The sequence below is a fragment of the Mesorhizobium sp. WSM1293 genome (genome assembly GCF_000513875.1).
GTDB classification, from domain to species: Bacteria; Pseudomonadota; Alphaproteobacteria; order Rhizobiales; family Rhizobiaceae; genus Mesorhizobium; species Mesorhizobium ciceri.
In genome coordinates, this window is the sequence record NZ_AZUV01000004.1 from 99703 (window position 1) to 124553 (window position 24851).

The window sequence follows — 24851 nt, forward strand, 5'->3', positions numbered from 1 at the left end:
ATGAGCGCATCAGCCGATCGCAATTCACAGACACGCGCCATCGTCACCGGCGGCGCGCAAGGCATTGGCTTTGCCGTCGCCGAGGCCTTGGCCGATGAAGGCTGCCGGGCACTGGCGCTCATCGGCCGCTCGCAGGAGAAGGGCGACAGGGCCGTCGCCCATTTCAAGAAAGCCGGCGTCGAGGCGATCTTCATCAGCGCCGATGTGTCAAAAGTGGCGGACTGCAAGCGCGCGGTCGCCACCGCGATCTCGCATTTCGGCACCGTCAACGCGCTGGTCAACGCCGCCGCCACTTCGGCGCGCGGTTCGCTGGTCGAAACCTCCGAAGAGTTGTTCGATACGATTTTCGATACCAATGTGCGCGGCCCGTTCTTCCTGATGCAGGGCGTGGTGGCGCATCTCCTTGAGAAGAAGGCGCCCGGCTCGATCGTCAACGTGCTGTCGATGTCGGCGCATACCGGCCAGTCGTTCCTGACGCCCTATTCGACCAGCAAGGGCGCGCTGATGACGCTGACCAAGAACGTCGCCAATGCCTATCGCTACAACCGCATCCGCTGCAATGCGGTGCTGCCCGGCTGGATGGACACGGAAGGTGAGGACATCGTGCAGAAGAAGTGGCACGACGCGCCGGACGACTGGCTGGCGAAGGCCGAAGCGACGCAGCCGATGGGCCAGTTGGTCAAGCCGGACCAGCTTGCCCGTCTGATCAGCTACATGGTCAGCCCGCAGTCCGGTGTCATGACCGGGTCGCTGGTCGACTACGATCAAAGCATTGCGGGGGCGTCACCGGAGTAACGCCGGCGAGTCTCAAACGCCCATCACTTCGTCATCCACGGGCGGAGCAAGGAGCGTAGCGACGCGGCGCAGACCCGAGGATCCATGCCGCGACTTCTGAGCGTTGCTGCGGTGCGGAATTCTGCTCCGCTGCACCATTCGGCCAAAGTCACGGAATGGATCCCAGGGTCTCCGCGACGGAGCTTCGCTCCTGCTCCGCCCAGGGAGGACGAAGTTTGGGTGCTTCGGCCATCCCGAATTGTCTCCGCATCAGGGCACGTGACAAGTGCCTCCGCATCGACTATATGAGCCTCATGATCAACCTGACCGCCACATATTGGTACTTTAGGAGCTCGCTGGCGGCGGGAGGATTGCGCTCGATCTGAAGATTGCAGCAACAAGATCCGAACAGCCGCCATACCTGGCGGCTTTTTTGTTTTCAGCCGGCAGGTTCCCTCTAAATCAAAGAGGAGCATGATGTCGTCCGAAAACCGCTTCACACTTTTCGGCATCATGCTCTCGACAGGAGCAGAAAGCCGTGTTGACCACCACAGACGACCTCCGGGTCAAGGAAATCCGAGAACTGAGCACACCGGACGAGGTGATGCGGGAGATACCGCGCACTTTGACGGCGACGCGCACCGTCAGCGCATCGCGCAACGCAACCCATGCCATCTTGAACGGGACCGACGACCGGCTGCTCGTCATCGTCGGCCCGTGTTCGATCCACGATCCGGTCGCGGCCGTCGACTACGCCAGCCGTCTGGCGGCGCTGCGCGAGAGCCTGTCGGACCGGCTGGAGATCGTGATGCGGGTCTATTTCGAAAAGCCGCGCACGACGGTCGGCTGGAAAGGCCTCATCAACGATCCCGACCTCGACGGCAGCTTCAACATCGACAAGGGGCTGCGGATGGCACGCAATGTGCTGTCGGCCGTCCACAATCTCGGCCTGCCGGCGGCGACCGAATTCCTCGACATGACCACCCCGCAATACATTGCCGACCTCGTCGCCTGGGGCGCGATCGGCGCGCGCACGACCGAGAGCCAGATCCACCGCGAACTGGCCTCGGGCCTCTCCTGCCCGGTCGGCTTCAAGAACGGCACCGACGGCAATCTGCGCATAGCCGCCGAGGCGGTGAAATCCGCCGCGCAGCCGCATCATTTCATGGCGGTGACCAAGGGCGGGCGCAGCGGCATCGCCACGACCGCGGGCAATGAGGACTGCCACGTTATCCTGCGCGGCGGCGTTCAGCCGAACTATGACACGGCGAGCGTCGAAGCCGCCGCTGTGGAACTCGCCCGCATCGGCGTTGCGCCCCGTCTGATGATCGATGTCAGCCACGCCAACTCGGCCAAGAAGCCCGAGAACCAGCCCAAGGTGGCGGCAGATGTCGCCGGCCAGGTCGCGGCAGGCGACGAGCGCATCATCGGCCTGATGATCGAGAGCAATCTCGTCGCCGGCCGGCAGGACGTGGTGCCGGGCAAGCCGCTGGTCTATGGCCAGAGCATCACCGATGGCTGCATCGACTGGGCGACCACCGAGACCGTGCTGCACGGCCTTGCCGGCGCCGTCGAGTGGCGCCGCTCGGCACGCCGCGCCATGATCGAGAACCGGCAGGGAGCTGCCTGACAGGGCATAGGGAAGTGGGCGGCGGTGACCGGGATTACGCCGCCCTTAATCCTTCCCATGCCGTGAACACCGATACGGCAAAGAGCAGCAGTCCGGCCGCCCGGCCGGCAAAAATGGTCGCCCGCGGATTGGCGATCAGAAGGTTGCGGCTGCGGCCGGCCGTGATAGCCAGCCCGCCATAGATCGCAGCCTGCGTCACCACGGTCAGCAGCCCCATGACCGTCGCCTGCATCCAGATCGGACCGTAGTCCGGTTTCAGGAACTGCGGGTAGACGGCAAGCACGAACAGGTATGCCTTCGGGTTGATCAGGCAGGTCACAAACCCCTGGCGAAACGCCTTCCATGCGGAACGGCTGCCGGCAGGCCCCTCCTGACCGACGATGATGGAACTGCGCATCAGCGTGATGCCTATGAAGGCCATGTAGGCGGCGCCGGCAAGCAGCAGCGGCTTGAACAGGATCGGCACGAAATGCATCAGCAGGCCGACGCCGATGGCGCCGTTCAGCGTGTGCACCATGCCGCCGACCATGATGCCGCCGGTCGCGGCAAGGCCTCGGTCGCGGCCGCCGGTCAGTGCATTGGCAAGCACGAAGAGCATGTCCATGCCCGGAACGGCGATGATGCCGAACAGCAGGATAAAGAAAAGCCAGAGATTTTCCGCATAGCCCATGTCAGTTGCCTGCCGCCTCGCTCCGCCAAACCGCAGCGGAACCTGTTGATTTTCAATTCGATAGGCGCTCCTATAGGTCAGCCCAACTGACGATGGTGTGTCAGTTGTGATGGAAACCGGGCGAGAAAAATGCGCAAGGCGTCGCGCCTGTTCGAGATCATCCAGATCGTGCGGCTGGCGCGGCAGCCGGTGACGGCAGCGACGATCGCCGAGCGGCTGGAGGTGACGGTGCGCTCAATCTATCGCGACATTGCCGCCCTGCAGGCGATGCGCGTGCCGATCGACGGCGGGCGCGGCATCGGCTACATCCTGCGTCCCGGCTTCGACCTGCCGCCGCTGATGTTCTCGATCGAGGAGATGGAGGCGATCGTCCTGTCGCTGGCGCTGCTGGAGCGCACCGGCGACAGCGAGCTCAAGCAGGCGGCCAAGCGCGTCAGCGCCAAGATCGCCGGCGCGGTGCCGCCGCCCTTGCGCCAGGTATTCGACGCCAATGCGCTTCATGCGTGGGGGTTCGCCGCGCCTTCGACCGGCGCGATCGACCTGGCGCTGGTGCGACGCGCCATCCGCGACGAGGAGAAGCTCGACCTCTCCTATCGAGACAAAATGGGCCGCGCCGCCGAGCGCCTCATCCGCCCGATCGCGCTGATCTACTACGCCGAAACCGCCAACATCGTCGCCTGGTGCGAGCTGCGCCAGGCGATCCGCAATTTCCGCAGCGACCGGATCGCGGATTGCCAGGCGACCGGGTTACGCTTCAAGGGCGAAGGCGACCGCTTGCGGCAGGTCTGGGTGAATGGATGGGAGACCAACGTCGCTGCCACGGTCGTCTGAGCGGGCTTATATCACCGTACGTCCACCCAGCGCTTTTCCTCGAACGAGCGCGCCATCGCGTGCACCGTGCGCTCGATCTCCAGCCCTTCGGCAAACTCGATGAGCCGCGCCGGCTTGCCTTCAAGCCGCGTCAGCAATTCGTGGCACTCGATGATCTTGAGATCGTTGAAGCCGAGGCCATGGCCCGGCGCCGGCACGAAGAGGTCATAGGGCTTGTGGTGCGGCGCCACCAGGATGGTGCGGTAGCCCTGTTCGGTCGGCCGGTCTGATGTGAGATAGAGCTGGAATTCGTTCGATCGTTCCTGGTCGAACAGGATCGACCCTTTAGAGCCGAAGATCTGCACGGCGATGCGGCCCTTGCGGCCCCAGGCTGAGCGGTTGACCAGCAGCGTGCCGGCAATGCCGTTTTCCAGATGCATCAGCACGCTGGCGATGTCGTAGGTCTCCACCGCGCGACGGCCGCCGCTGGCCAGCTTGCGATCGGCATAGGGTTTAGCCATGTCGCAGATGACACTGGCGACGCGGCCGAACAGGGCTGAGACCAGAGACAGCGGATGCACGGCGAAATCGTCGAGCGCGCCATAGCCGGAAGCTGCTTCGTGCTTCCAGAAGAACAGCGCTTCGGGGTCGGCCATGAAGTCCTCGTCCATCTCGATGCGCAGATGGTTGACCTCGCCGATGATCTTCTCTTCCAGCAGCGCGCCGATATGGCGGATGGCCGGGCTCTGGATGTAGTTGTAGCCGAGGGCCGCGACCTTGCCGGACTTTTTCGCCGCGGCCGCCATCGCCTCGGCCTCGGCAAAGCTCGGCGCCATCGGCTTTTCGCACCACAGATGCTTGCCTGCTTCGAGGATGGCGACGGCCATTTCCGGGTGGAACTGGTTGGGCGTGGTCAGCGAGACGATGTCGACTTCGGGATCGTTGACGACGGCGCGCCAGTCGCCCGACGCCTTGGCGAAACCGAACTCGCCGGCCTTGCGCCGGGCAAGCTCTTCATTGACCTCGCCGAGATGGACCAGCCGTGGCTTGGCCACGTCGGGAAAGACAGCGCTGACGGCACTCCATGCGATGGCGTGACACTTGCCCATGAAACCCGTACCGATGAGACCGACGCCGACCATTTTCCGTTTCTCCACTGCTTGAAGCGCTGCGTGGATGAATTAGTCCATTTTCTCCTGAAATGGAATGTCTGCCTCATTTTTTATGGTGTTCTTGCGCAGGCTCGCTATGATGAGGCACAGAGGACGCTTCACGCATGAGCCTGGACAGAGCGACGATGGACGAACGGGTACCTCGCGATTTCGAGACGCTGCGCACCACCATCCTGGAGCGACGCGAAAGCCTGCCGAAGCGCATCGCCCAGATCGCTGCCCATGCGCTCGACAATCCCGACGATATCGCCTTCGGCACCGCCGCCAGCATCGCTGCTTCGGCGGGCGTGCAGCCTTCAACTCTGATCCGATTTGCCCAGCAGCTTGGCTTCGATGGTTTCACCAGCCTGCAGCAGGTGTTTCGCGAGCGGCTGCGCGAGCGCAACTCATCCTATGACGAAAGGCTGCAGGCGCTGCGCGTCAAGGCAGAGGGGGGTGCCGGCCACCGGGCGATCTTCGACGGCTTCGTCGCCGCCGCCTCGACCTCGCTCAACGATATCTCGCGCACGCTGGACGAAGCGCATCTGGAAGACGCTATTTCCCTGCTGGCAAAGGCGGAAACCATCTATGTGCTGGCCAAGCGGCGCTCCTATCCGGTGGCGTCCTACATCGCCTATGCACTGGGCAAGCTGAAGATCCGCAACCAGCTGATCGAATCGGCGGCCGGGCTGAATGCCGAGATGATCGGCTTCGCCACGCCGGCGGATGCCGTGATCGCCATCTCCTTCTCGCCCTACGCGCCCGCCACGATCGAGGAGGCGCGCAGCATTTCGGAACAGGGCGTGCCGATCGTCGCCATCACCGACAGCTCGTTTTCGCCGCTCGCCCAGTTCGCCAAGGTCTGGTTCGAGGTTGCCGAGGCCGATTTCGCCGGCTTCCGCTCACTGTCGGCGACCATGGCGCTGGCCATGGCACTGACCGTCGGCGTCGGCGAGAAGCGGCGCGACACGGGCAGGAAGCGCAAGGCCTGATCCACCGCCGAAAAGGTACTTTTCACCGAAGGAATGCTCATTCCATATTGACTATGGATTGGAATTATTATTTCATATTCCCGGCGCCACGCTGCCGCTCGCGCGTGTACCCCAACACAACAAGGCCGACGGGAGGTTCCAATGAGCGAAGCCGTGGACGCTGAATACGCGCCGCTCGACGTCATCACCATCGGTCGCGCTTCCGTCGACCTTTACGGCCAGCAGATCGGCTCGCGGCTGGAGGACATCACCTCCTTCGCCAAGTCGGTCGGCGGCTGCCCGGCCAACATATCGGTCGGCACCGCCAGGCTCGGCCTGCGCTCGGCGCTGCTCACCCGCGTCGGCGACGAGCAGATGGGCCGCTTCATCCGCGAGCAGCTGACGCGTGAAGGCGTCAATGTCGACGGGCTCAAGACCGACAAGGAGCGGCTAACCGCACTGGTGCTGCTGTCGGTCGAGGACGAAGGCGTCTCGCCGATGATCTTCTATCGCTCGGACTGCGCCGACATGGCGCTGGCGCCGGAAGACATCGATGAGGCCTTCATCGCCTCGGCGCGCTCGATCGTCGTCACCGGCACGCATTTTTCCAGGCCCAACAGCGATGCCGCGCAGCGCAAGGCGATCCGCATCATGAAGGCCAAGGGCGGCAAGGTGGTGTTCGACATCGACTACCGGCCGAACCTGTGGGGTCTCGCCGGCCATGCCGAAGGGTTCGAGCGCTATGTGAAATCGGACCGGGTCTCGGCCCAGCTGAAGACGGTGCTGCCCGACTGCGACCTCATCGTCGGCACCGAGGAAGAGATCATGATCGCGTCGGGCGCCGATGATTGCCTGAGCGCCTTGAAGACGATCCGCTCGCTGTCGTCCGCCACCATCGTCCTGAAGCGCGGCGCGATGGGCTGCATCGTCTATGACGGACCGATCAGCGACGATCTCGAGGACGGCGTCGTCGGCAAGGGGTTTCCGATCGAGATCTATAATGTGCTCGGCGCCGGCGACGCCTTCATGTCGGGCTTCCTGCGCGGCTGGCTGGGCGGCGAAGACCATGCGACGGCGGCGACCTGGGCCAATGCCTGCGGCGCCTTCGCCGTGTCGCGGCTGCTCTGCGCGCCGGAATATCCGACCTTCGAGGAGCTGCGGTTCTTCCTCAAGAACGGCAGCAGGCATCTGGCGTTGCGCAAGGACGAGGCGATCAACCACATCCATTGGGCAACGACGCGCCGGCGCGACATTCCCTCGATGATGGCGCTCGCCTGCGACCACCGCGTGCAGCTCGAGGATGTGGCGGCGAAGGCCGGTGCCGATCCCGCACGCATCCAGGATTTCAAGGTGCTGGCGGTCAAGGCGGCGGCGAAGGTTGCCGCCGGCCGCGACGGCTACGGCATGCTGATCGACGAGAAACACGGCCGCAAGGCGATGTTCGAATTCGCCAGGCATTCCTTCGCCTGGCTCGGGCGGCCGGTGGAACTGCCGGGTTCGCGGCCGCTGCGCTTCGAATTCTCGCAGGACATCGGCTCGCAGCTCACCGAGTGGCCGGTCGACCACTGCATCAAGTGCCTGTGCTTCTATCATCCCGACGATCCGGCCGCGCTCAAGGAAGAACAGCAGCAGAAGTTGCGCGCGCTGTTCGAAGCGGCGCGGAAGGTCGGCAGGGAACTTCTCATCGAGATCATTGCCGGCAAGCATGGCAAGCTCGACGACACGACGATCCCGCGCGCGCTGGAAGAACTCTATGCGCTCGGCATCAAGCCGGACTGGTGGAAGCTCGAGCCGCAGGCGTCGAGCGGCGCCTGGGCGAAGATCGAGGCCGTGATCCTGAAGCACGACCCCTGGTGCCGCGGCGTCGTGCTGCTGGGCCTGGAAGCGCCGCAGGACGAGCTGGAAGCGGCATTCGCCGCCACCGCCAAGGCACCTATCGTCAAGGGCTTCGCCGTCGGCCGCACCATCTTCGTCCATGCGGCCGAACAATGGCTGGCCGGCAGGATGTCGGATGACGAGGCGATCGCCGACATGGCGCAGCGCTTCGAACAGTTGACGGATGCGTGGCTTGCCGCGCGCGGCCGCAAGGCGGCATAAGAAGGCGCGGAATAGGACTGCGGAGGAAAACACCATGAGCAAGACAATCCGCCTGACGATGGCGCAGGCGCTGACCCGCTTCCTGTCGCGCCAGATGACTGAGATCGACGGTAGCAAAGTCCCGATCTTCGGCGGCGTCTGGGCGATCTTCGGCCACGGCAATGTCGCCGGCATCGGCGAGGCGCTCTATCAGGTGCGCGACGAACTGCCGACCTTTCGCGCCCACAACGAACAGGCGATGGCGCATGCGGCAATCGCCTACGCCAAGGCCAATTTCCGCCGCCGCTTCATGGCCGCGACCTCTTCGATCGGCCCCGGCGCGCTCAACATGGTGACGGCGGCGGCGCTCGCCCATGTAAACAGGTTGCCCGTCCTGTTTTTGCCAGGCGATGTCTTCGCCAACCGCATCCCCGACCCGGTGCTGCAGCAGGCCGAGGATTTTTCCGACGGCACGGCGACGGTCAACGACTGCTTCCGTCCGGTTTCGCGCTATTTCGACCGCATCACCCGGCCGGAGCAGATCATTCCTGCGCTGAGCCGCGCCATGGCCGTGCTGACCGATCCGGCCGAATGCGGCCCGGTGACGCTGTCGCTCTGCCAGGACGTCCAGGCCGAGGCCTATGACTATCCCGAGAGTTTTTTCGCGGAGCGGGTCTGGCACCAGCGCCGGCCGCGCCCGGATCGCCTGGAACTGGCGGCCGCGGTCGCCGCGCTCAAGGGTGCAAAAAAGCCGTTGGTGATCGCCGGCGGCGGTGTCCTCTATTCGCAGGCGTCGGACGAACTGGCGAAATTCGCCGAGAGCGGCGGCATCCCGGTCTGCGAGACGCAAGGCGGCAAATCCTCGCTGCCGGACGACCACCCGCTCAACATGGCGGCGGTCGGCGTCACCGGCACTTCTGCCGCCAACCGGCTGGCTGAGGAAGCCGATGTCGTGCTGGCCATCGGCACGCGCCTGCAGGATTTCACCACCGGTTCGTGGGCGCTGTTCAAGAATTCGGGCAAGACCATCATCGGACTCAACGTGCAGCCCTTCGATGCCGGCAAGCACCGCGCCCTGCCGCTGGTGGCCGATGCGGCCGAGGGCCTGGCGGAACTCGGTGCTGCGCTGAAGGACTGGAAGGCGCCGGCAAGCTGGACCGACAATGCGTCCTCCGGCAAGAAGGCCTGGGCGGTCGAGGCGGCCAAGGTGACGGCGTCGACCAATGCCGCCTATCCGTCCGATGCGCAGGTGATCGGCGCGGTGCAGCGCGCCATGGGCTCCGGTGTGACGCTGCTGAATGCCTCCGGCGGGTTGCCGGGCGAATTGCACAAGCTTTGGCAGGCGGGCGCGCCCGGCTCGTACCATGGCGAATACGGCTTCTCGACCATGGGCTACGAGATTGCCGGCGGGCTCGGCGCCAAGATGGCGAAGCCCGGCGAGGAGATCGTCGTCATGATCGGCGACGGCTCCTACCTGATGATGAATTCGGAGATCGCCACCTCGGTGATGCTCGGCCTCAAGCTGACCATCGTGCTGCTCGACAACCGCGGTTACGGCTGCATCAACCGGCTGCAGATGGCGACCGGCGGCGCCAACTTCAACAATCTGCTGAAGGACTCGCGCCACGAGGTTCTGCCCGACATCGACTTCGCCGCGCATGCGGCGAGCATGGGGGCGATTGCCGAGAAAGTGCCGTCGATCGCCGGGCTGGAAAACGCGCTGGCACAGGCCAGGAAGAATACGCGCACCACGGTGCTCGTCATCGACACCGACCCGCTGGTTTCCACCGATGCCGGCGGTCACTGGTGGGATGTGGCGGTGCCGGAAGTGTCAGTGCGGCCGCAGGTCAACGCGGCGCGCAAGGCGTATGACGAAAAGCGGCAGATGCAGACCATCGGCGATTGATAGAGGCGCCGAAGCTCCTCCTTCTCCCTGTCTCTACACGGGGAGAAGATGCCGGCAGGCAGATGAGGGGCGGCGCCAACGAGCAAGAAACTGTTTTAGGACCGGAGTGACGACTTGAAAGCCAAACTGGGCATGTCCCCCATTGCGTGGTGGAACGACGATCTTGCGGAGCTCAGCGATGACGTGTCGCTGGAAGAATGTCTGCGCCAGTCGCGCTCGGCCGGCTTCACCGGCATGGAGATGGGCCGGCGTTTTCCCAATGACCCCGAAATCATGCTGCCGATCCTGAAGGCCGCCGACGTCACGCTGTGCGGCGGCTGGTTCTCGGGCACGCTGGTCGATGGGGAGATGGCCGACAACAAGGATCGCATCCAGCCGATGATCGACCTGTTCAAGGCGGTGAACGCGCCTTGCATCGTCTATGGCGAGGTTGGCCGTTCGATCCAGGGCGACCGCTCGAAGCCGCTGGCCACCAAGCCGAAGCTGTCGGACGACGAGATGAAAGCCTATGCGAAGCGCCTGACCGAACTTGGCGAATGGTGCGCAGAACAAGGCATGCCGCTGTCCTACCACCACCACATGGCGGCGGTGGTCGAGACCGAGCCGGAACTCGATGCCTTCATGCGCTATTCCGGAGCCGGCATTCCGCTGCTGCTCGATGCAGGCCATCTGGCATTCGCCGGCGGTAACGTGCTGCGCGCCATCGACAACCATCATACCCGGATCAGCCATGTGCATGTGAAGGACGTCCGCATGGGGGTGATCGAAAAGCTCGATCGCACGAAACAATCCTTCCTCGACGCGGTGGCGCTCGGCGCCTTCACCGTGCCGGGCGACGGTTCGCTGGACTTCGGCGCCATCGTGCAGCGCTTCGCCAACCATGGCTATGAGGGCTGGTTCGTGGTCGAGGCCGAGCAGGACCCGAAGAAGAACCCGCCGCTCAGGATGGCGCAAGTGGGCTACAAGGAATTGATGCGCGTCATGACGGCGGCCGGATACACGGTCGAGACGCAAGGCTTTCCAAATGTCTAGTTTCCCAATGGCTGGTGCGACGGGTTCCCGGCGAGGCCGATTGCTGTAGATTGGCCCGATGAAAGATTCCGAACACCCCTTCTTCCGGCCTTTGTGGCGGCGTGTCGCCGTCGTCGCGGTCTGCGTCATCTGGTCGATCATCGAGTTCGCCACCGGCACGCCGTTCTGGGGCATGATCGCGCTCGGCTTCGCCGGCTACGCCGTCTGGCAGTTTTTTTATCTCTACAAGCCTGCTGACGAGGCGAGGCCTCCGGTCGGGCCCGAGCCGAAGGAGTGACTGATCGCATGCGTCGGCGGTTAGCTTCCAGTGCTTCTAACTTCGTCATCCTAGGGTCTCCGCGACGGAGCTTCGCTCCTGCTAGGCCCTAGGATGACGAAGTTGAGAGGCTTCGGCCGATCTCGAAGATTTGCGATAGGAGAGACAAAAATGTCGAAGCTGCTCGTCAAAGCCGACAAGGGCCACGGTCGCGTCGCCCATGTGACGCCGAAAAGCGCCGGCTGGACCTATGTCGGTTTCGACCTGCATCGGCTGAAGCCGGGCGAGAGCGCCTCCGGCAAGACGGAGGATCGCGAAGTCTGCCTGGTGTTCGTCACCGGCAAGGGCAAGGCTTCAGCCGGCGGCAAGGATCTCGGCCTGCTCGGCGAGCGCATGTCGCCCTTCGAGGGCAAGCCGTGGTCGGTCTACATTCCGCAAGGCTCCGACTGGTCGGTGACCGCGGACACCGAACTGGAACTCGCGGTCTGCTCGGCGCCGGGCCTTGGCGGCCGCCTGCCGGTTCGCGTCATCGGACCGGACGATCTCGGCCAGGAGGTGCGCGGCAAGGGCACCAACACGCGCTATGTCACCAATATCCTGCCGGAGGGCAAGCCGGCCGATTCGCTGCTGGTGGTCGAGGTCATCACGCCCGGGGGGCATACGTCGAGCTATCCGCCGCACAAGCACGACCAGGACAATCTGCCCGCTGAATCCTACCTCGAGGAAACTTACTATCACCGCCTCAACCCGCCGCAGGGCTTTGCCTTCCAGCGCGTCTACACCGACGCCGACAAGAACGGCCAGCGCGCGCTCGACGAAGCAATGGCGATCGAGGATGGCGATGTCGTGCTGGTACCCAGGGGTTATCACCCCTGCGCCGCCTGCCATGGCTACGACCTCTATTATCTCAACGTCATGGCAGGACCGAAGCGGACGTGGAAGTTCCACAATGCGCCCGAGCATGAATGGCTGATGAAGGCCTGATCGGTCGCTGCGTGAGCACTCGCTCCCTGGTCCAGCACGAAAAAATCGTCGGCTAATGACCCCGCCGCAGCGTTTTGTTACCTGAAAGCCAGCAAGGCTTCGTCAATTCGTCATGGAAATCGCCTATGGCAGGGAAGCTGACAAGGACTTTCCATGCGCTACGCCCTCTATTTCACTCCCCGGCAGGACGAGCCACTGGCGCGGATTGCCGCCGACTGGCTGGGCCGCGACCCGTTTGGCGCCGCGACGAGGCCGGTCGAAGCGGTGGCCGACCTGTCGGCGGCGGAAGTCGCTTTCCACACCGCTTCGGCGCGCCGCTATGGTTTCCATGCGACGCTGAAAGCACCGTTCCGCCTAGCTGCCAACGAGACGGAAGTCTCGCTGCGCGCCGCACTCGACCTTTTTGCCGAGGTGACGCCGGTGGTGACCATTCCCCGTCTCGTGGTCAGCCAGATCGACGGCTTCTTCGCACTGGTGCCGGAAGGGCCAGTGCCTGCGCTCAACCGGTTCGCCGATGACGTGGTGCGCGACTTCGACCGGTTTCGCGCACCGCTGAGCGAGGCGGAAATCGAGCGGCGCAGCCCGGATTCGCTGAAGCCGGCCGAGTTCCGCAATCTCTGCCAATGGGGCTACCCCTATGTCTTCGAAACCTTTCGCTTCCACATGACGCTCTCCGGCCGGGCGGGGTCACAGGAGAGCCCGCGTTTGCGCGCAGCGATCGACAGCCTGTTCGCGGAAGTGCTGCAACAGAAGGTCCTGGTGGATGCGCTGACCTTGTTTGTCGAAACCGAACCGGGTGCGCCGTTCATGGTGCTCTCGCATCACGCGCTCGGGCGCCGCCCGGCCAGAAAAACCGCCTGAAGGACTGCCTGAAATGACCGCCGAGACTGTTCTCCACAATGCCCGCATCGTGCTTGCCGACGAGATCGTCGAAGGTTCGCTGGTGCTGCGCGACGGCTTTATCGCCGGCATCGAAGCCGGCGCAAGCTCTGGTTCTGGCCGCACCGGCGAGGATATGGGCGGCGACTATATTATTCCCGGGCTGGTCGAGTTGCACACCGACCATCTCGAAGGCCATTACGCGCCGCGGCCCAAGGTGCGCTGGAATCCGATCGCCGCCGTGCTCGCCCATGACGCGCAGGTGGCAACCGCCGGCATCACCACCGTGCTGGATGCCTTGCGCGTCGGTATGGACGAAGACGCCGACCTGACATCGGCCGACATCCGCAAGCTGGCCGACGCGATCGAGGACAGTGTGAAGCAGGACCGTCTGCGCGCCGACCATTCATCCACCTGCGCTGCGAGGTTTCGGCTCCGGACTGCCTCAGGGCTTTCGCCAATTTCGACGGCGACGAGCGGGTTAAGCTGGCATCGCTGATGGATCATGCGCCAGGCCAGCGCCAGTTCGTCAATCTCGAAACCTATGCCTACTATTACCAGCGCAAGCTGAAGCTGACCGATCGCGACTTCAAGGTGTTCTGCGAAAAGCGGATGGCCGAATCGGCGCGCAATTCGGCGCCGAACCGGGCGGTGATCGCCGCCGCCTGCCAGGAGCGCGGCATCGTGCTGGCCAGCCACGACGACGCCACATCGGGCCATGTCGACGAAGCGATCGAGCAGGGCGTGCGGGTCGCCGAATTCCCGACCACGGAAGAGGCCGCCAGGGCCTCGAAAGAGGCCGGGATGGGTGTGCTGATGGGCGCGCCAAACGTTATGCGCGGCGCCTCGCATTCGGGCAATGTCTCGGCCCGTACGCTGGCCAGCGACGGCCTGCTCGACATCTTGTCGTCCGACTACATTCCCTTCAGCCTGATCCAGTCGGCGTTCTTCCTCGGCGATGTCGTCGAAGGCATTTCCCTGCCGCAGGCCGTCGCCATGGTCTCGAAGAACCCGGCCGATGCGGTTGGCCTGACCGACCGCGGCGTCATCGAGCAGGGCCGCCGCGCCGATCTGGTGCGGGTGCGCGTCGACGACCATGTTCCGGTCGTGCGCACCGTGTGGCGGCAGGGACGCCGGGTGGCATGATGGTGTCGGCACTGATCGAGCGGGAACTTTCGGCCGAGACGTTTCCGATCCGCGATGGCGTTTTCGTCGCCGTCGTCGGCCCAAGCGGCGCCGGCAAGGACACGGTGATCGGCTACGCCCGCAACCATTTTGCCGACGAAACGCGGCTGGAGTTCGTCCGCCGGGTCATCACCAGGCCGAGCGATGCCGCAAGCGAGGATCACGACACGCTGGCCGACGCTGCCTTCGCCGAAGCCGAAGCCGATGGCGCCTTCGCCATTTCCTGGGAAGCACACGGCTTGCGCTACGGCATCCCCGCCGATGTCGACTGGTCTGTCGCCAATGGCCGTGTCGCTGTCGCCAATGTGTCGCGCGCGATCATCCCCTCCTTGCGCGAACGCTATGCCAACCTGGCCATCGTCGAGATCACTGCCTCGCCTGACGTGCTGGCCGAGCGTCTGGCGATGCGCGGCCGGGAGTCCCGCGGCGAAGTGCTGGCGCGGCTGGCACGCAGCGCCAATGTCACTCTGTCCGGGCCCGGCGTCACCTCGATCGACAACAGCGGCCCGCGCGAAGCCGCCGGCGAACGCTTCGCCGAGGTGCTGCGCAAGGCGATGGCCTTTTCCGACATGTCGGGCCTGATCTAGGCTAGCTATTCCGCAGCCTGGCCCGCCACGCCCTTGCGGGTGGCGTCGACCATCAGCCGCCGTTCCCGGAACACGCCCCATTGCTGGTCGACCAGCACGCCGATGAGGATGACGCCGCCCATCACCGCGAAGTTGAGCGAGGACGGGATGCCGAGCAGGTTGACGAGATTCTGCAGCTCCTGCAGCAGCACCGTGCCGAGGATGACGCCGATCAGCGAGCCTTCGCCGCCGCGCAGCGAGAAGCCGCCGAGCACGGCGGCGGCGATGGCGTAGAGTTCGTAGAACTGGCCGTGGCTGGCCGGCGAGATCGAGCGCGTGTACATGGCGAAATAGATCGCCGACAGCGCCGTCAGCACACCGCAGATGACATAGGCGGCGATGACGACACGGCCGGTGCGGATGCCCGAATATTTCGCCGCCTCCTCGTTCTTGCCGATGGCGTAGAGATAGCGGCCGAACACCGAGCGATGCAGCACCACCCACATGACGATCGAAATAACGATCAGCGCGATGAAACTGTTCGGCACGCCATAGGAGCGTCCGGCCGTCAGGAATTCGAGCTCGGGAAAATTCTGGCCGAACGCAAAACCCGCCGTGCCGTCGGCGGTGTAGAAGCGGGCGACACCGCGGTAGATCAACAGGCCGCACAAAGTGACGACGAAAGGCTGCAGCTTGAGCCTTGTGATCAGCCAGCCATGCACCAGGCCTATGATGGCGCCGAGGAACAGGATCAGCACGAAGGCCAGCGGCCAGCCCACCTCGCGCACGGCGATGAAGTCGATGAACAGCGTTCCAAGCAGCGCGACCACCGAGCCGACCGACAATTCGATGCCGCCGGTGATGATGACGAAGGCCTGGCCGATCGACAGGATGCCGAACAGGCCGATCAGGTTCGAGGTGTTGGCGAGGTTGATCGGCAGCAGGAAGCGCGGATTGATGATCGCCACGATCGCCCCGACCACCAGGATCAGGATCAGCAGGCCGAGATCTTTCTTGCTCATCGTCGTCTCCCCAATGCCTGAGCAGATCGCGCTTGCGCGACCCCGGCAAAACTACTTCGGCTGCTTGCCCACCGCCAGCAGCAGCACGTTTTCCTGGCTGAACCGGTCCTTGTCGAGAATGCCGGAGATTTGGCCCTCATGCATGACGGCGATGCGGTCGGACACGCCGATCACCTCTTCCATGTCCGACGAGATCATCAGCACGGCGACGCCGGCATCGGCCAATGCGCGCATCAGGCCGTAGATTTCCGCCTTGGCGCCAATGTCGATGCCGCGCGTCGGCTCGTCGAGGATCATCACCTTGGGGTTCATGGCCAGCCACTTGCCGAGCACGACCTTCTGCTGATTGCCGCCCGACAGCGTGCCGGTGCGCGTCTGCACCGAAGGCGCCTTGATGCCGAGATCTTTCTTCTGCTTCTCGGCGGTGGAGGTCTCGGCGCTTGAGGACACCAGGGAGCGGCGCGCATGCGCGGGCAGATTGGGCAGCGAAATGTTCTGAGCGATCGACAGGTCGAGCAGGATACCGGTCAGCTTGCGGTCTTCCGGAACCAGGAAGATGCCGTGCGCGACGGCGTCGGCCGCGGAAGCCAGCGCAAGCGGCTTGCCGTCGAGTTCCAGCGCGCCGCCGAGCTTCGAATCGATGCCGAAGAACACCCGCGCCAGCTCGGTGCGGCCGGAACCGACAAGACCGGCGAGGCCGAGGATTTCGCCGCGCCTGACGTCGAGATCGACCGGGCGGCCGGGATAGGCAGGGGTGCGGATGGCCTTGGCCGCAAGTGCTACGGCGCCGGGCGCACGCGCCGCTTCCGAGGCCTTCTCGCGCTCCTTCAGCATGCGGCCGATCATCAGCTTGACCATCTGGTCGTGGCCGATATCGCTCTTCGGCAAGGTGCCGGCCAGCATGCCGTCGCGCAGGACCACGACGCGGTCGGCGACGCGCTCGACCTCGTGCAGGCGGTGCGAGATGAAGATGACGCTGATGCCGTCGGCCTTCAGCGCCTTGATGACGTCGAGCAATTTGTCGGTCTCGGCGAGCGGCAGGCTCGATGTCGGCTCGTCGAGGATGACCAGACGCGCCTCGATCGACAGCGCCTTGGCGATCTCGACCATCTGCTGCTGCGCCAGCGACAGGGTCGCAACCGGCGTGTCGGCGGAAAAATTGGCGCCGACGCGCTTCAAAAGCGGCGCCACCATGGTGCGCAGCTTGGCGCGGTCGACGAGCTTGAGCGGCCCGGCGCGCAAAGGTTCGCGGCCGAAGAAGATGTTGGCGGCGACGTCCAGATTTTCGAACAAATTGAGTTCCTGGTGGACGAAGGCGATGCCCGATCCCAGGCTGGCTTCGACGGAGAGCCTGTCATGCGCGGTGCCGTCGACGGTGATCGTGCCGCTGTCGGGCCTGGTGACGCCGCCGAGGATCTTCATCAACGTCGATTTGCCGGCGCCGTTTTCGCCGACAAGGCCGATGACCTCGCCCGGCCTGACCTCCATGGAGAAGCCGTCGAGCGCGACGACGCCCGGATAGGTCTTGCGCACGTTCTCAAGGCTGAGGAACGGGGCGGTCACGGATGCAGCAATGGATGTGTCGGAATAATTCATCATGCCTGACAGCGATTGGCGGGCCAATTTCTGAGCATGATCTTTTCCGAGAACCGGCTTCCACTTTTCGGGATCATGCTCTTGGCTTTTGGCAGACTGACGATCCTCGCGGTGTTCGTCAATGCGAGCAGCCGGCTCAAGCGACGTTGAGCCGGCTGAACTGCTTCAAGTCTTAGTTTCCGGCCATCGCCTTCAGATTGGCGGCGTAGGCGTCGACGTCATCCTTGCCGATGATCTTGGTCGGGATGATGATGAGGTTGCCTTCCGGGATGCCCGACTTGTCGCCCTTGAGATAGGCAGCCATCAGCTTCATGCCCTGATAGGCCCATTCGAAGGGCTGCTGCACGACGGTGGCGGCAATGGTGCCTTCCTTGACGCCGCCCAGCGTGATCGGATCGTCATCGAAGCCGACGACGGTGATCGAGCCGAGCTTGCCGGCATCGCGCAGCGCTTCATAGATGCGCGGCGTGTTGTAGGAGTAGAAGCCGACCATGCAGGTGACGTCGGGGCTGGCGACCAGCGCGTCCTCGACATTCTTCTTGGCGCGCGCCTGGTCGATGTCGTCGCCGCGCACGTCGATCAGCTCGATCTTGGTGCCGGCCAGGCCGTCCTTCATGCCTTGGATGCGCTCCTTGGCATTGTCGGCGCCGAGCAGGCCGACGAAGCCGAGGCACTTGCCGCCATTGGGCATCGCCTTCTTGGCGATTTCGGCCGCCTGCTTGCCGGCATCGACGTTGGACGAGCCGATATAGGCGACGCGCTTGGTCTGCGGCGCGTCCGAGTCGGTGGTGAACAGCGCGGTTTCCGAAGCGATCTTGTTCAACCCATCGGTCGAGGTCTTGGGATCGACGGCCGAGACCATGATGCCCTTGACGCCGGCGGTCACCAGATCGTCCATCAGCCGCTGCTGGATGGCGACCGAGGACTGTTCGGGATATTTGAGCTCAAGCGTGTAGTCGGGCAGTTCGCCCTGCGCCTTCTTGACGCCGGCTTCGGCGGCCTTCCAGAAATCGGAAGCGCCGTTGACGACGAAGGCCAGCGTCGGCTTGTCGTCGGCGCGCGCGATTGCCGTGGCCGACAGGCCAAGCAGCAGCGCGGTCGCGGCTACGGATGCATTGCGTATCAAGGATTTCATGTTCAACCTCCCGTTTGGCTCAGTCGTTGGACCGGCCGATCTTGCACTGACCTGATTTGCCGTTTGCAGCGTGGACGCCCTCCTCCTCAAAGGGGTTCCCGGCACCGAAAGAATGGCGTCGTTCCAGCCACGACAGCGACCTTAGAGACTCATCCTTCATTCGTAAATAGTCCGATTTGTCTGACATATCACATATCCGAGACAAGGCTTGCGGAGATAGGATCCGCTCGCCACCGGGCCATTTTTCGTACTCTCCCGTCGCCCCGGACGTGACCGGCCGGATGCGACGATTGACGGTACAGTGCATTTTTGTATTAGTAAACAGTATTAGTTCCGAGCCAATGCCAGCGGTTTCGCGGTGTGCCCGCCGGCGTGCCGCCCTCACCGCTGGGCAGCCGCCCAGGCCTTTTGTTAATTGAGCTTTCGCTTGTATGGAGATGCGTGGCGGATGGACCTCCGGCATACTAATAGTTATAAACGAGCTTGACGTTATTCCGATAAATCAACGGCGTCACGCCACCTTGCCGGCCTGACCGGCCAGCCAGACTGGGATTTGCCATGAGCGAGACGACGGATCGGGCCAGCGACACGGCGAGGCGGCGCAAGGCGCCCGCCAAGGGCGCCAAGGGCCGCGTCACCATGATCGATATCGCCAGGGCCGCTGGCTGCTCGCAGGCGACCGTGTCCTTCGTGCTCAACAATTCGCCAGGGATCAAGCTGTCGCAGCAGACCCGCGAACGGGTGATCGAGGCCGCACGGACGCTTGGCTACACCGCGCCCGCTTTCGAGGCGCTTCACCCGGCATTGCCTGCCTTCGAGGGGCCCGCCTTCGAAGGGCTGGACGGGGTGATCGGCTTTGCCGTCGACCAGCTCGCCACCAGCCCCGAAGCCGTGGTCGCCATCGAGGGCGCGCGCCAGGCCTCGTGGAATGCCGGCAACGTGCTTCTGGTGGCGCAGACGCTGGGCGATTCCGTCATGGAGCCGCGCGCCATTTCAGCGCTGACCAAGCGGGGCATTTCGGCGCTGATCTACATGACCATCTTCACCCGCGAGATCACGGCGCCCGACTATCTCTACGGCCTCGACATCCCGGTGATCCTGCTCAACTGCTACACGGCGGACTACGCCTTCCCTGCCGTGGTGCCGAGCGAGATCGCCGGCGGCCAGAGCTCGACCCGCCATTTGATCAGCCACGGCCACCGCCGCATCGCCACCATCACCGGCGAGCCGTGGATGCAGGCGGCACAGGACCGGCTGAAGGGCTACCGCCGCGCGCTCGCCACGGCCGACATTCCGTTCGATCCCGAGCTGGTGGTCGAAGGCGACTGGTCGGCCAGCGCCGGCTATGCCGCCACCGTCAAGCTGCTGGCGCTCAGGGACAAGCCCACCGCCATCTTCTGCCAGAACGACCGCACCGCGATCGGCTGCTACGAAGCGCTGAAGGAAGCCGGCCTGCACATCCCCGGGGATATTTCCGTGGTCGGCTACGACGACGAGGAAATCGCCCGGCACCTCTTCCCGCCGCTGACCACCTCGATCCTGCCGCATATGGCGATGGGCCAATGGGCGATCGAACAGCTGGAAGCGCCGGCGGCGCCTGGACGGGGGCGGTATCCGATCACCAAGCTGGAGTGTCCGCTGGTGGAGCGGGAGAGTGTGCGGGGGGTGGTAGGGTAACGCGACTCGGCGGGCCCGCGCTGGCTTACCTTCGACCGTTAGGGAAACCTGACCAGTGGGACGAAGAGCTGATGGCGGCAATGCAGACAATTCTTGCGCGGAAGGGGGTCAAGGTCGAAGTCCGAGACATTCATTCCCATTGGTGCAACAGACCGGCACGGTTGCGAATTTGGGGTTGGACACGCCGTGCCGGCCAGTGCTGGACACCCCAGCCCGATTACGCTACCGGCACAACAGGAATCCAGCAATTAAGCCTGATGGTCTAGATCGCGAGTGCAGAGCCTGTTCTCGCGCTTCAGGGAGCCCTTTTACCACGGGCATTACTTCTCCTCCGGGTAGTCCAGCAGCTTCGCATGGCGATGCATTTCTTCGCACCCGTCCGACAAGGCGGGCTTGAACCATTCCGCCTTGTCTTTCTTCAGGCCTTCGGCACTGGTCCGCTAACCTTGCCCTGCACGCGGTCCCACAGGCAGTTGCGTCTGCCGAACTTGAAATTGAGGTTGACGGAGCCGACTTGCGGAATCGGCTGTCGTTTCCTGGAGAAAGCAAAAAGCCCGCCACCTTTCGGCAGCGGGCTTTCCAAAACTGTAACTCTCTTGGTTAATCGATAATCCCGGATGAGCTGGGCGAAGCCGTCACTGACGACAGTCGCTCACGCTTCGTGAAAACGGGCTTCTGATAGATTTTCTTCATCGACATTCCCCTTTGCCAATAATGTGTCACTCTTTGCCTTCCGCCGGGCAGCGTGTCAATCGCGCAACAAAATGCCGCCACCTTTCGGCAGCAGGCCGGTCACGGCGGTATGTCGATGGCCATCACCGCCTCCACGGAAGGAACGCTGATGGCGTAACTTGCCCATCGTTTTCGGGTGATTAACAAAAAGGGCAATTATATAACTGACAACCCCGCTCTTATTGGCGCTGGCTGTCAGGAAAGATCTGCCTGCGCCTTGCCCTTGCCGATAACCTTTGCTTGCCTACTGTCCCGACCATGAGAGGAGGCAAACATGGAACGGCTTTACCCGGTAGCTCTCGTGACGCTGTTTTGTAGCTTGATGATATTCGGAATGGCGGTGACGGTCGCGAGAACCCACAAGAAGACTGGCATACTGGCGCCCGCAATGACCGGCGACCCGCTCCTTGAACGAACCATCCGGGCACATGCCAACGCGGTGGAATGGTTTCCTATCTTTATGCCGTCGATGTGGCTGTTCGCGATCTACTGGAATGCCGCGTGGGCTTCCGGCCTTGGGCTGCTCTGGATGATAGGTCGGATTGCATATTTCGTAGGGTATCGCACCGCGCCCTTGAAGCGCTATCCCGGCTTCTTCGTCCAGTCGATTGCAGCCTTCGCGCTGCTTTTTGGCGCTCTGGGCCGGATCATCTATCTGATGCTCTAGGCGCTCCCCAGCCGCGGGAGAACGGCACGGTGCCTCATAAGTGGAGATAGGGCGCACCCCCTCCGGTCGGTGTCGGGTCGGTAACATTGCTGGACGCGTTCGAGGGGCGCCAAATGCTCATCGCCTACTATTACATGTGGTTCGACGGCCGGCCGGCAGCCGAGCAATGAGGGGTGCACCTTCTTCACGACGCAGGTGGCCCATTCGCGGGCTCGCGACACCCTCGCCGCCGAACGCTGGCGGTTGCCCTGGCTGGCGGTTGAGAAGAATTATGCCTTTGAAGGGCTTAAGGGCCGCGTGAGCCTGCTCGACCGCAAAGCTGCCCACGACAAACGCAGTGCCCCGAAACGGTCCTTCGTGTACTGGCGCACCCGACAGGATTCGAACCTGTGACCTCTGCCTTCGGAGGGCAGCGCTCTATCCAGCTGAGCTACGGGTGCTTTCCGGAATCCGGAAAACGAACCAGCCGGTGAACCGGCAAGTCACGGCTTCTTAGCGGAAGCGGGCGCGGGCTTCAACGGGCAATTGGCGATTGGCGTAGCGACTTGGCCCGGTGCTCCAGGCTGCGGCCTATGAGGTTCCCGCCCCCGCCTTCACCGTCCGCCTTCCACGCACCGCCCGCTTCGGCTTCTTGGCGCCCGCCAGTTCGTGCATCGCATCCAGCTGCATCTGCTGCATTTCGGCCAGGCGCGTCCATTGGCGCGAGATGAGGTAGTCGAGCTTTTCGTGCAGATGGCGCACTTCGAGCTCGGCCTTGAGGTTGACGCGGTAGTCGTTGAAGGAGCGCAGGCGGTCCTTGGACTCCTGCCGCCGCTGGCTCATCATGATGATCGGCGCCTGGATGGCGGCAATGCAGGAGAGCAGCAGGTTGAGCAGGATGAAGGGATAGGGATCGAAAGCGGCGCTCATGCCGGCGACCAGATTGATGCCGATCCACACCAGAAGCACGCTGCCGAACGAGATCAGGAACCACCAGCTGCCGCCGAAGGCCGCCATGTTGTCGGAGACGCGGTCGGCGAAGGTGCGGTGCTCCTCGAATTCTTCTTCCGAGTTTTCGGAAATCGTGTCCTGCCTGGCGATCGATTCGACCACCTGACGGTCGAGCTCGGAGAATTCGCCGTGCTCCTGCTGCAGCAGCTCCTCCATGTAGCGCATGCGGTAGCGGCCGAGCTCGGCGCGGCTGATGCGGGCGCCCGCCGGCAGGTCGGGATGGTCCGAGCGGATGCGGTCAGCGAGGCTCGGGCGCAGCGTGTCGATGCGCACCAGATCGCGCTTGCGGAATTTGCGGCCCGATATCGCCGACGGCTTTTTCTTCGGCTTGCCACGGTGGGCGCCTGGACCAGCGGGGTCGGAGTCCGGCACTTCGGGCGTGTCGAAGTGTTCGTCCGATACCGGATCGGCCTCCAGCTCACCGACGATCGGCGCCTCGAAATACTCGCCGCCGTCATCGTTCTGATTGTCTGCCGCCTGTTCGGGCGTTTTGGGGACGGTGCTCATGGTGGGCTCCTGAGGGTGCTGGGCGACGATAGACAGAGGTGGCGGCGCATAGCCAGCGCCGGGCACGGATTTCGCAGGCCGGACAAGTGTTTTTGATCGGAGAAGGCGATGTGGCTGGCGGCGGCTCGCCTCTCAGGGCGGGTGGAGACGTTCCAGATTGGCCGGAGCGGGAAGAACTTGCCCGATGTTTGCGCCAATCACCCCCCTCTGTCCTGCCGGACATCTCCCCCTCAAGGGGGGAGATTGGCTGTTGTCCCGGCTTTCGCCAATTTCCACCGTCACAGGAGTGAGCGGAGCGCCGAAGCTGCCAATCTGCCCCCTTGCGGGGGTTGAGGAGCGGTCCGCGCAGCGGGCGGAAAGCCAATTGCTTGGCTTTCCGAGCGACGAACATCCGGCAGGACAGAGGGGGGCGCTGTCCCGCCAACGTGCACAAGGTTCTGCAGGGCGGCGGGCAACAAAAAACCCGCCTTGCGGGCGGGTCACGTTTCCAGTCGATCAATTGGCGCGACTCAGCACCATACCGAAAATAGTAGCATAGCTGCCCTCAGAGTCAAGAAAAAATTCCTATCGACATCCATCCCCGCGCAGCCAAGCGCGATGCTTGCTACCGGCAGCTCGCCCTTCGCAGGCTCAGGGCGTTCGTCGTTCAAAAAGCCAAGCAATTGGCTTTTTGTCCGCTACGGGGACCACTCCTCACTGTTCCGCGAACATCAGCCTGGTCTTGGCGCCGTCCGTGGTCGGCGACAGGCTGCGCTGGATCAGCGCTTCGACATGGTCGTTGCGCTGGCGGGCTGAGTCGGCGCCCATCACCACGACGATCAAATTGCGGCCGTCGGCATTGTAGGAGGTGACGATGTTGAAGCCCGACGCCCTGATGTAGCCGGTCTTGATGCCGTCGACGCCGCGCACGCGGCCGAGCATGTCGTTGTGGCCGCGCACCAGCCTGCCGCGGAACATGAAATCGCTTTCGGAGAAATAGTGGAACTGCTGGGGAAAGCGCTGATGCAGCGCCATGCCGAGCACCGCCATGTCGCGCGCCGTCGTCATCTGGCCATCGTCGGGCAGGCCCGACGCGTTGCGAAAGGTGGTGCTGGTCATGCCGAGCTGGCGCGCCTTGGATGTCATCATGGCGGCGAACTGATCCTCCGAGCCGCCGAGATATTCGCCGACCGCCACTGCCACGTCGTTGGCCGATTTGACGACGATGGCGCGGATCGCGGAATCGACGTCGATGCTTTCGCCGCGCCGGAAGCGCATCTTGGTCGGCGGCTGCGAGGCGGCATGGTCCGACACCGGGATCTGCGTCTGCTTGCTGACGCGGCCGGACTCCAGCGCCTCGAACAAAAGATACAGCGTCATCATCTTGGTCAGCGAGGCGGGGTAGCGCTGCGCCGTCGAGCTGACCTCGAACAGCTGCTTGCCGGTCCTGGCGTCAACCACGATGGCCGCATATCTCTGCGCCGGCGCGGGCACGGCCAGCACGCTGTCGGGCGGCGTCGTGGCGCAGCCGGCCAGCAGCACCAGCAGGGCTAGTGCCGCAAAAACTCTCTGGATGAGCGGAAGGGGACGCAGGTAGGACAAGGGCTGGACTGTTCTGGGTCGGCTGTTGCTGAGATGAGACGACGCTAACGTAAC

At 63.8% G+C, this 24851-nt stretch carries 20 protein-coding genes, 1 tRNA gene and 2 pseudogenes; 15 read left to right on the top strand and 8 right to left on the bottom strand.

The window, feature by feature from the left end:
* Positions 1–795, top strand: coding sequence for an SDR family oxidoreductase (locus tag M729_RS0105955; protein ID WP_027161046.1), 795 nt, complete (start codon positions 1–3; stop codon positions 793–795).
* 517 nt (positions 796–1312) lie between these two features.
* Entirely contained in the window at positions 1313–2404 is a 1092-nt protein-coding gene (locus M729_RS0105960) for a 3-deoxy-7-phosphoheptulonate synthase (RefSeq protein WP_027161047.1), read from the top strand.
* 34 nt (positions 2405–2438) lie between these two features.
* Here M729_RS0105960 and M729_RS0105965 read toward each other — a convergent pair whose 3' ends face one another.
* Positions 2439–3074, bottom strand: a complete 636-nt coding sequence (locus M729_RS0105965) for a LysE family translocator (protein ID WP_027161048.1) — start codon at positions 3072–3074, stop codon at positions 2439–2441.
* A gap of 129 nt (positions 3075–3203) precedes the next feature.
* On the opposite strand from M729_RS0105965, the gene M729_RS0105970 reads away from it, so the two are divergent.
* Complete coding sequence (locus M729_RS0105970; RefSeq protein ID WP_027161049.1) at positions 3204–3905, top strand: YafY family protein; 702 nt, start codon at positions 3204–3206, stop codon at positions 3903–3905.
* Between the two features lie 11 nt (positions 3906–3916).
* Here M729_RS0105970 and M729_RS0105975 read toward each other — a convergent pair whose 3' ends face one another.
* On the bottom strand, positions 3917–5026 hold the full coding sequence (locus M729_RS0105975) for a Gfo/Idh/MocA family oxidoreductase (protein WP_013528369.1): 1110 nt from the start codon (positions 5024–5026) through the stop codon (positions 3917–3919).
* Between the two features lie 155 nt (positions 5027–5181).
* On the opposite strand from M729_RS0105975, the gene M729_RS0105980 reads away from it, so the two are divergent.
* From M729_RS0105980 to phnN, 9 genes and pseudogenes are all read left to right on the top strand, one after another.
* Positions 5182–6027 (top strand): MurR/RpiR family transcriptional regulator, encoded by an 846-nt coding sequence (locus M729_RS0105980; RefSeq protein WP_024502014.1) that lies wholly within the window; start codon positions 5182–5184, stop codon positions 6025–6027.
* A 141-nt stretch (positions 6028–6168) separates the two neighbouring features.
* Entirely contained in the window at positions 6169–8103 is a 1935-nt protein-coding gene (gene iolC / locus M729_RS0105985; RefSeq protein WP_027161050.1) for a 5-dehydro-2-deoxygluconokinase, read from the top strand.
* 34 nt (positions 8104–8137) lie between these two features.
* Entirely contained in the window at positions 8138–9988 is a 1851-nt protein-coding gene (gene iolD, locus M729_RS0105990) for a 3D-(3,5/4)-trihydroxycyclohexane-1,2-dione acylhydrolase (decyclizing) (protein ID WP_027161051.1), read from the top strand.
* A gap of 114 nt (positions 9989–10102) precedes the next feature.
* Positions 10103–11020: a myo-inosose-2 dehydratase gene (iolE, locus tag M729_RS0105995; RefSeq protein ID WP_027161052.1), complete on the top strand. Its 918-nt coding sequence runs from the start codon at positions 10103–10105 to the stop codon at positions 11018–11020.
* Between the two features lie 58 nt (positions 11021–11078).
* A complete protein-coding gene (locus tag M729_RS0106000) occupies positions 11079–11297 on the top strand; it encodes a hypothetical protein (protein WP_027161053.1) in 219 nt (72 codons plus the stop codon).
* A 150-nt stretch (positions 11298–11447) separates the two neighbouring features.
* On the top strand, positions 11448–12260 hold the full coding sequence (gene iolB, locus M729_RS0106005) for a 5-deoxy-glucuronate isomerase (RefSeq protein WP_027161054.1): 813 nt from the start codon (positions 11448–11450) through the stop codon (positions 12258–12260).
* A 153-nt stretch (positions 12261–12413) separates the two neighbouring features.
* Positions 12414–13121: a DUF1045 domain-containing protein gene (locus M729_RS0106010; protein ID WP_027161055.1), complete on the top strand. Its 708-nt coding sequence runs from the start codon at positions 12414–12416 to the stop codon at positions 13119–13121.
* Positions 13122–13134: 13 nt separating this feature from the next.
* A pseudogene (locus M729_RS01000000134710) lies at positions 13135–14285 on the top strand (alpha-D-ribose 1-methylphosphonate 5-triphosphate diphosphatase).
* Positions 14282–14911 (top strand): phosphonate metabolism protein/1,5-bisphosphokinase (PRPP-forming) PhnN, encoded by a 630-nt coding sequence (gene phnN, locus M729_RS0106020; protein ID WP_027161056.1) that lies wholly within the window; start codon positions 14282–14284, stop codon positions 14909–14911. The pseudogene M729_RS01000000134710 and the gene phnN overlap by 4 nt, the downstream one beginning before the upstream one ends.
* Before the next feature lie 5 nt (positions 14912–14916).
* Here phnN and M729_RS0106025 read toward each other — a convergent pair whose 3' ends face one another.
* From M729_RS0106025 to M729_RS0106040, 3 genes are all read right to left on the bottom strand, one after another.
* Positions 14917–15912, bottom strand: a complete 996-nt coding sequence (locus M729_RS0106025; protein ID WP_027161057.1) for an ABC transporter permease — start codon at positions 15910–15912, stop codon at positions 14917–14919.
* Positions 15913–15963: 51 nt separating this feature from the next.
* Positions 15964–17508 (bottom strand): sugar ABC transporter ATP-binding protein, encoded by a 1545-nt coding sequence (locus tag M729_RS0106030; protein ID WP_081714222.1) that lies wholly within the window; start codon positions 17506–17508, stop codon positions 15964–15966.
* A gap of 172 nt (positions 17509–17680) precedes the next feature.
* Positions 17681–18643, bottom strand: a complete 963-nt coding sequence (locus M729_RS0106040) for a sugar-binding protein (protein WP_013528381.1) — start codon at positions 18641–18643, stop codon at positions 17681–17683.
* A gap of 558 nt (positions 18644–19201) precedes the next feature.
* On the opposite strand from M729_RS0106040, the gene M729_RS0106045 reads away from it, so the two are divergent.
* The 3 genes and pseudogenes from M729_RS0106045 to M729_RS1000000139160 all read left to right on the top strand — a co-directional run.
* Positions 19202–20320: a LacI family DNA-binding transcriptional regulator gene (locus tag M729_RS0106045; RefSeq protein WP_027161058.1), complete on the top strand. Its 1119-nt coding sequence runs from the start codon at positions 19202–19204 to the stop codon at positions 20318–20320.
* A 1006-nt stretch (positions 20321–21326) separates the two neighbouring features.
* A complete protein-coding gene (locus M729_RS0106055) occupies positions 21327–21719 on the top strand; it encodes an MAPEG family protein (RefSeq protein WP_013528384.1) in 393 nt (130 codons plus the stop codon).
* Between the two features lie 192 nt (positions 21720–21911).
* A pseudogene (locus M729_RS1000000139160) lies at positions 21912–22031 on the top strand (DUF899 family protein); the annotation flags it as partial.
* Between the two features lie 51 nt (positions 22032–22082).
* Here the strand turns inward: M729_RS1000000139160 and M729_RS0106060 are convergent.
* The 3 genes from M729_RS0106060 to M729_RS0106070 all read right to left on the bottom strand — a co-directional run bounded on the left by M729_RS0106060 (position 22083) and on the right by M729_RS0106070 (position 24797).
* A tRNA-Arg gene (locus M729_RS0106060) sits at positions 22083–22159 on the bottom strand.
* A 130-nt stretch (positions 22160–22289) separates the two neighbouring features.
* A complete protein-coding gene (locus M729_RS0106065) occupies positions 22290–23216 on the bottom strand; it encodes a DUF1003 domain-containing protein (RefSeq protein WP_013528385.1) in 927 nt (308 codons plus the stop codon).
* A gap of 693 nt (positions 23217–23909) precedes the next feature.
* Positions 23910–24797 carry a D-alanyl-D-alanine carboxypeptidase family protein gene (locus M729_RS0106070; protein WP_027161059.1) on the bottom strand — a complete coding sequence of 296 codons (888 nt, stop codon included), beginning with the start codon at positions 24795–24797 and terminating at the stop codon, positions 23910–23912.
* Between the last annotated feature and the right edge of the window lie 54 nt (positions 24798–24851).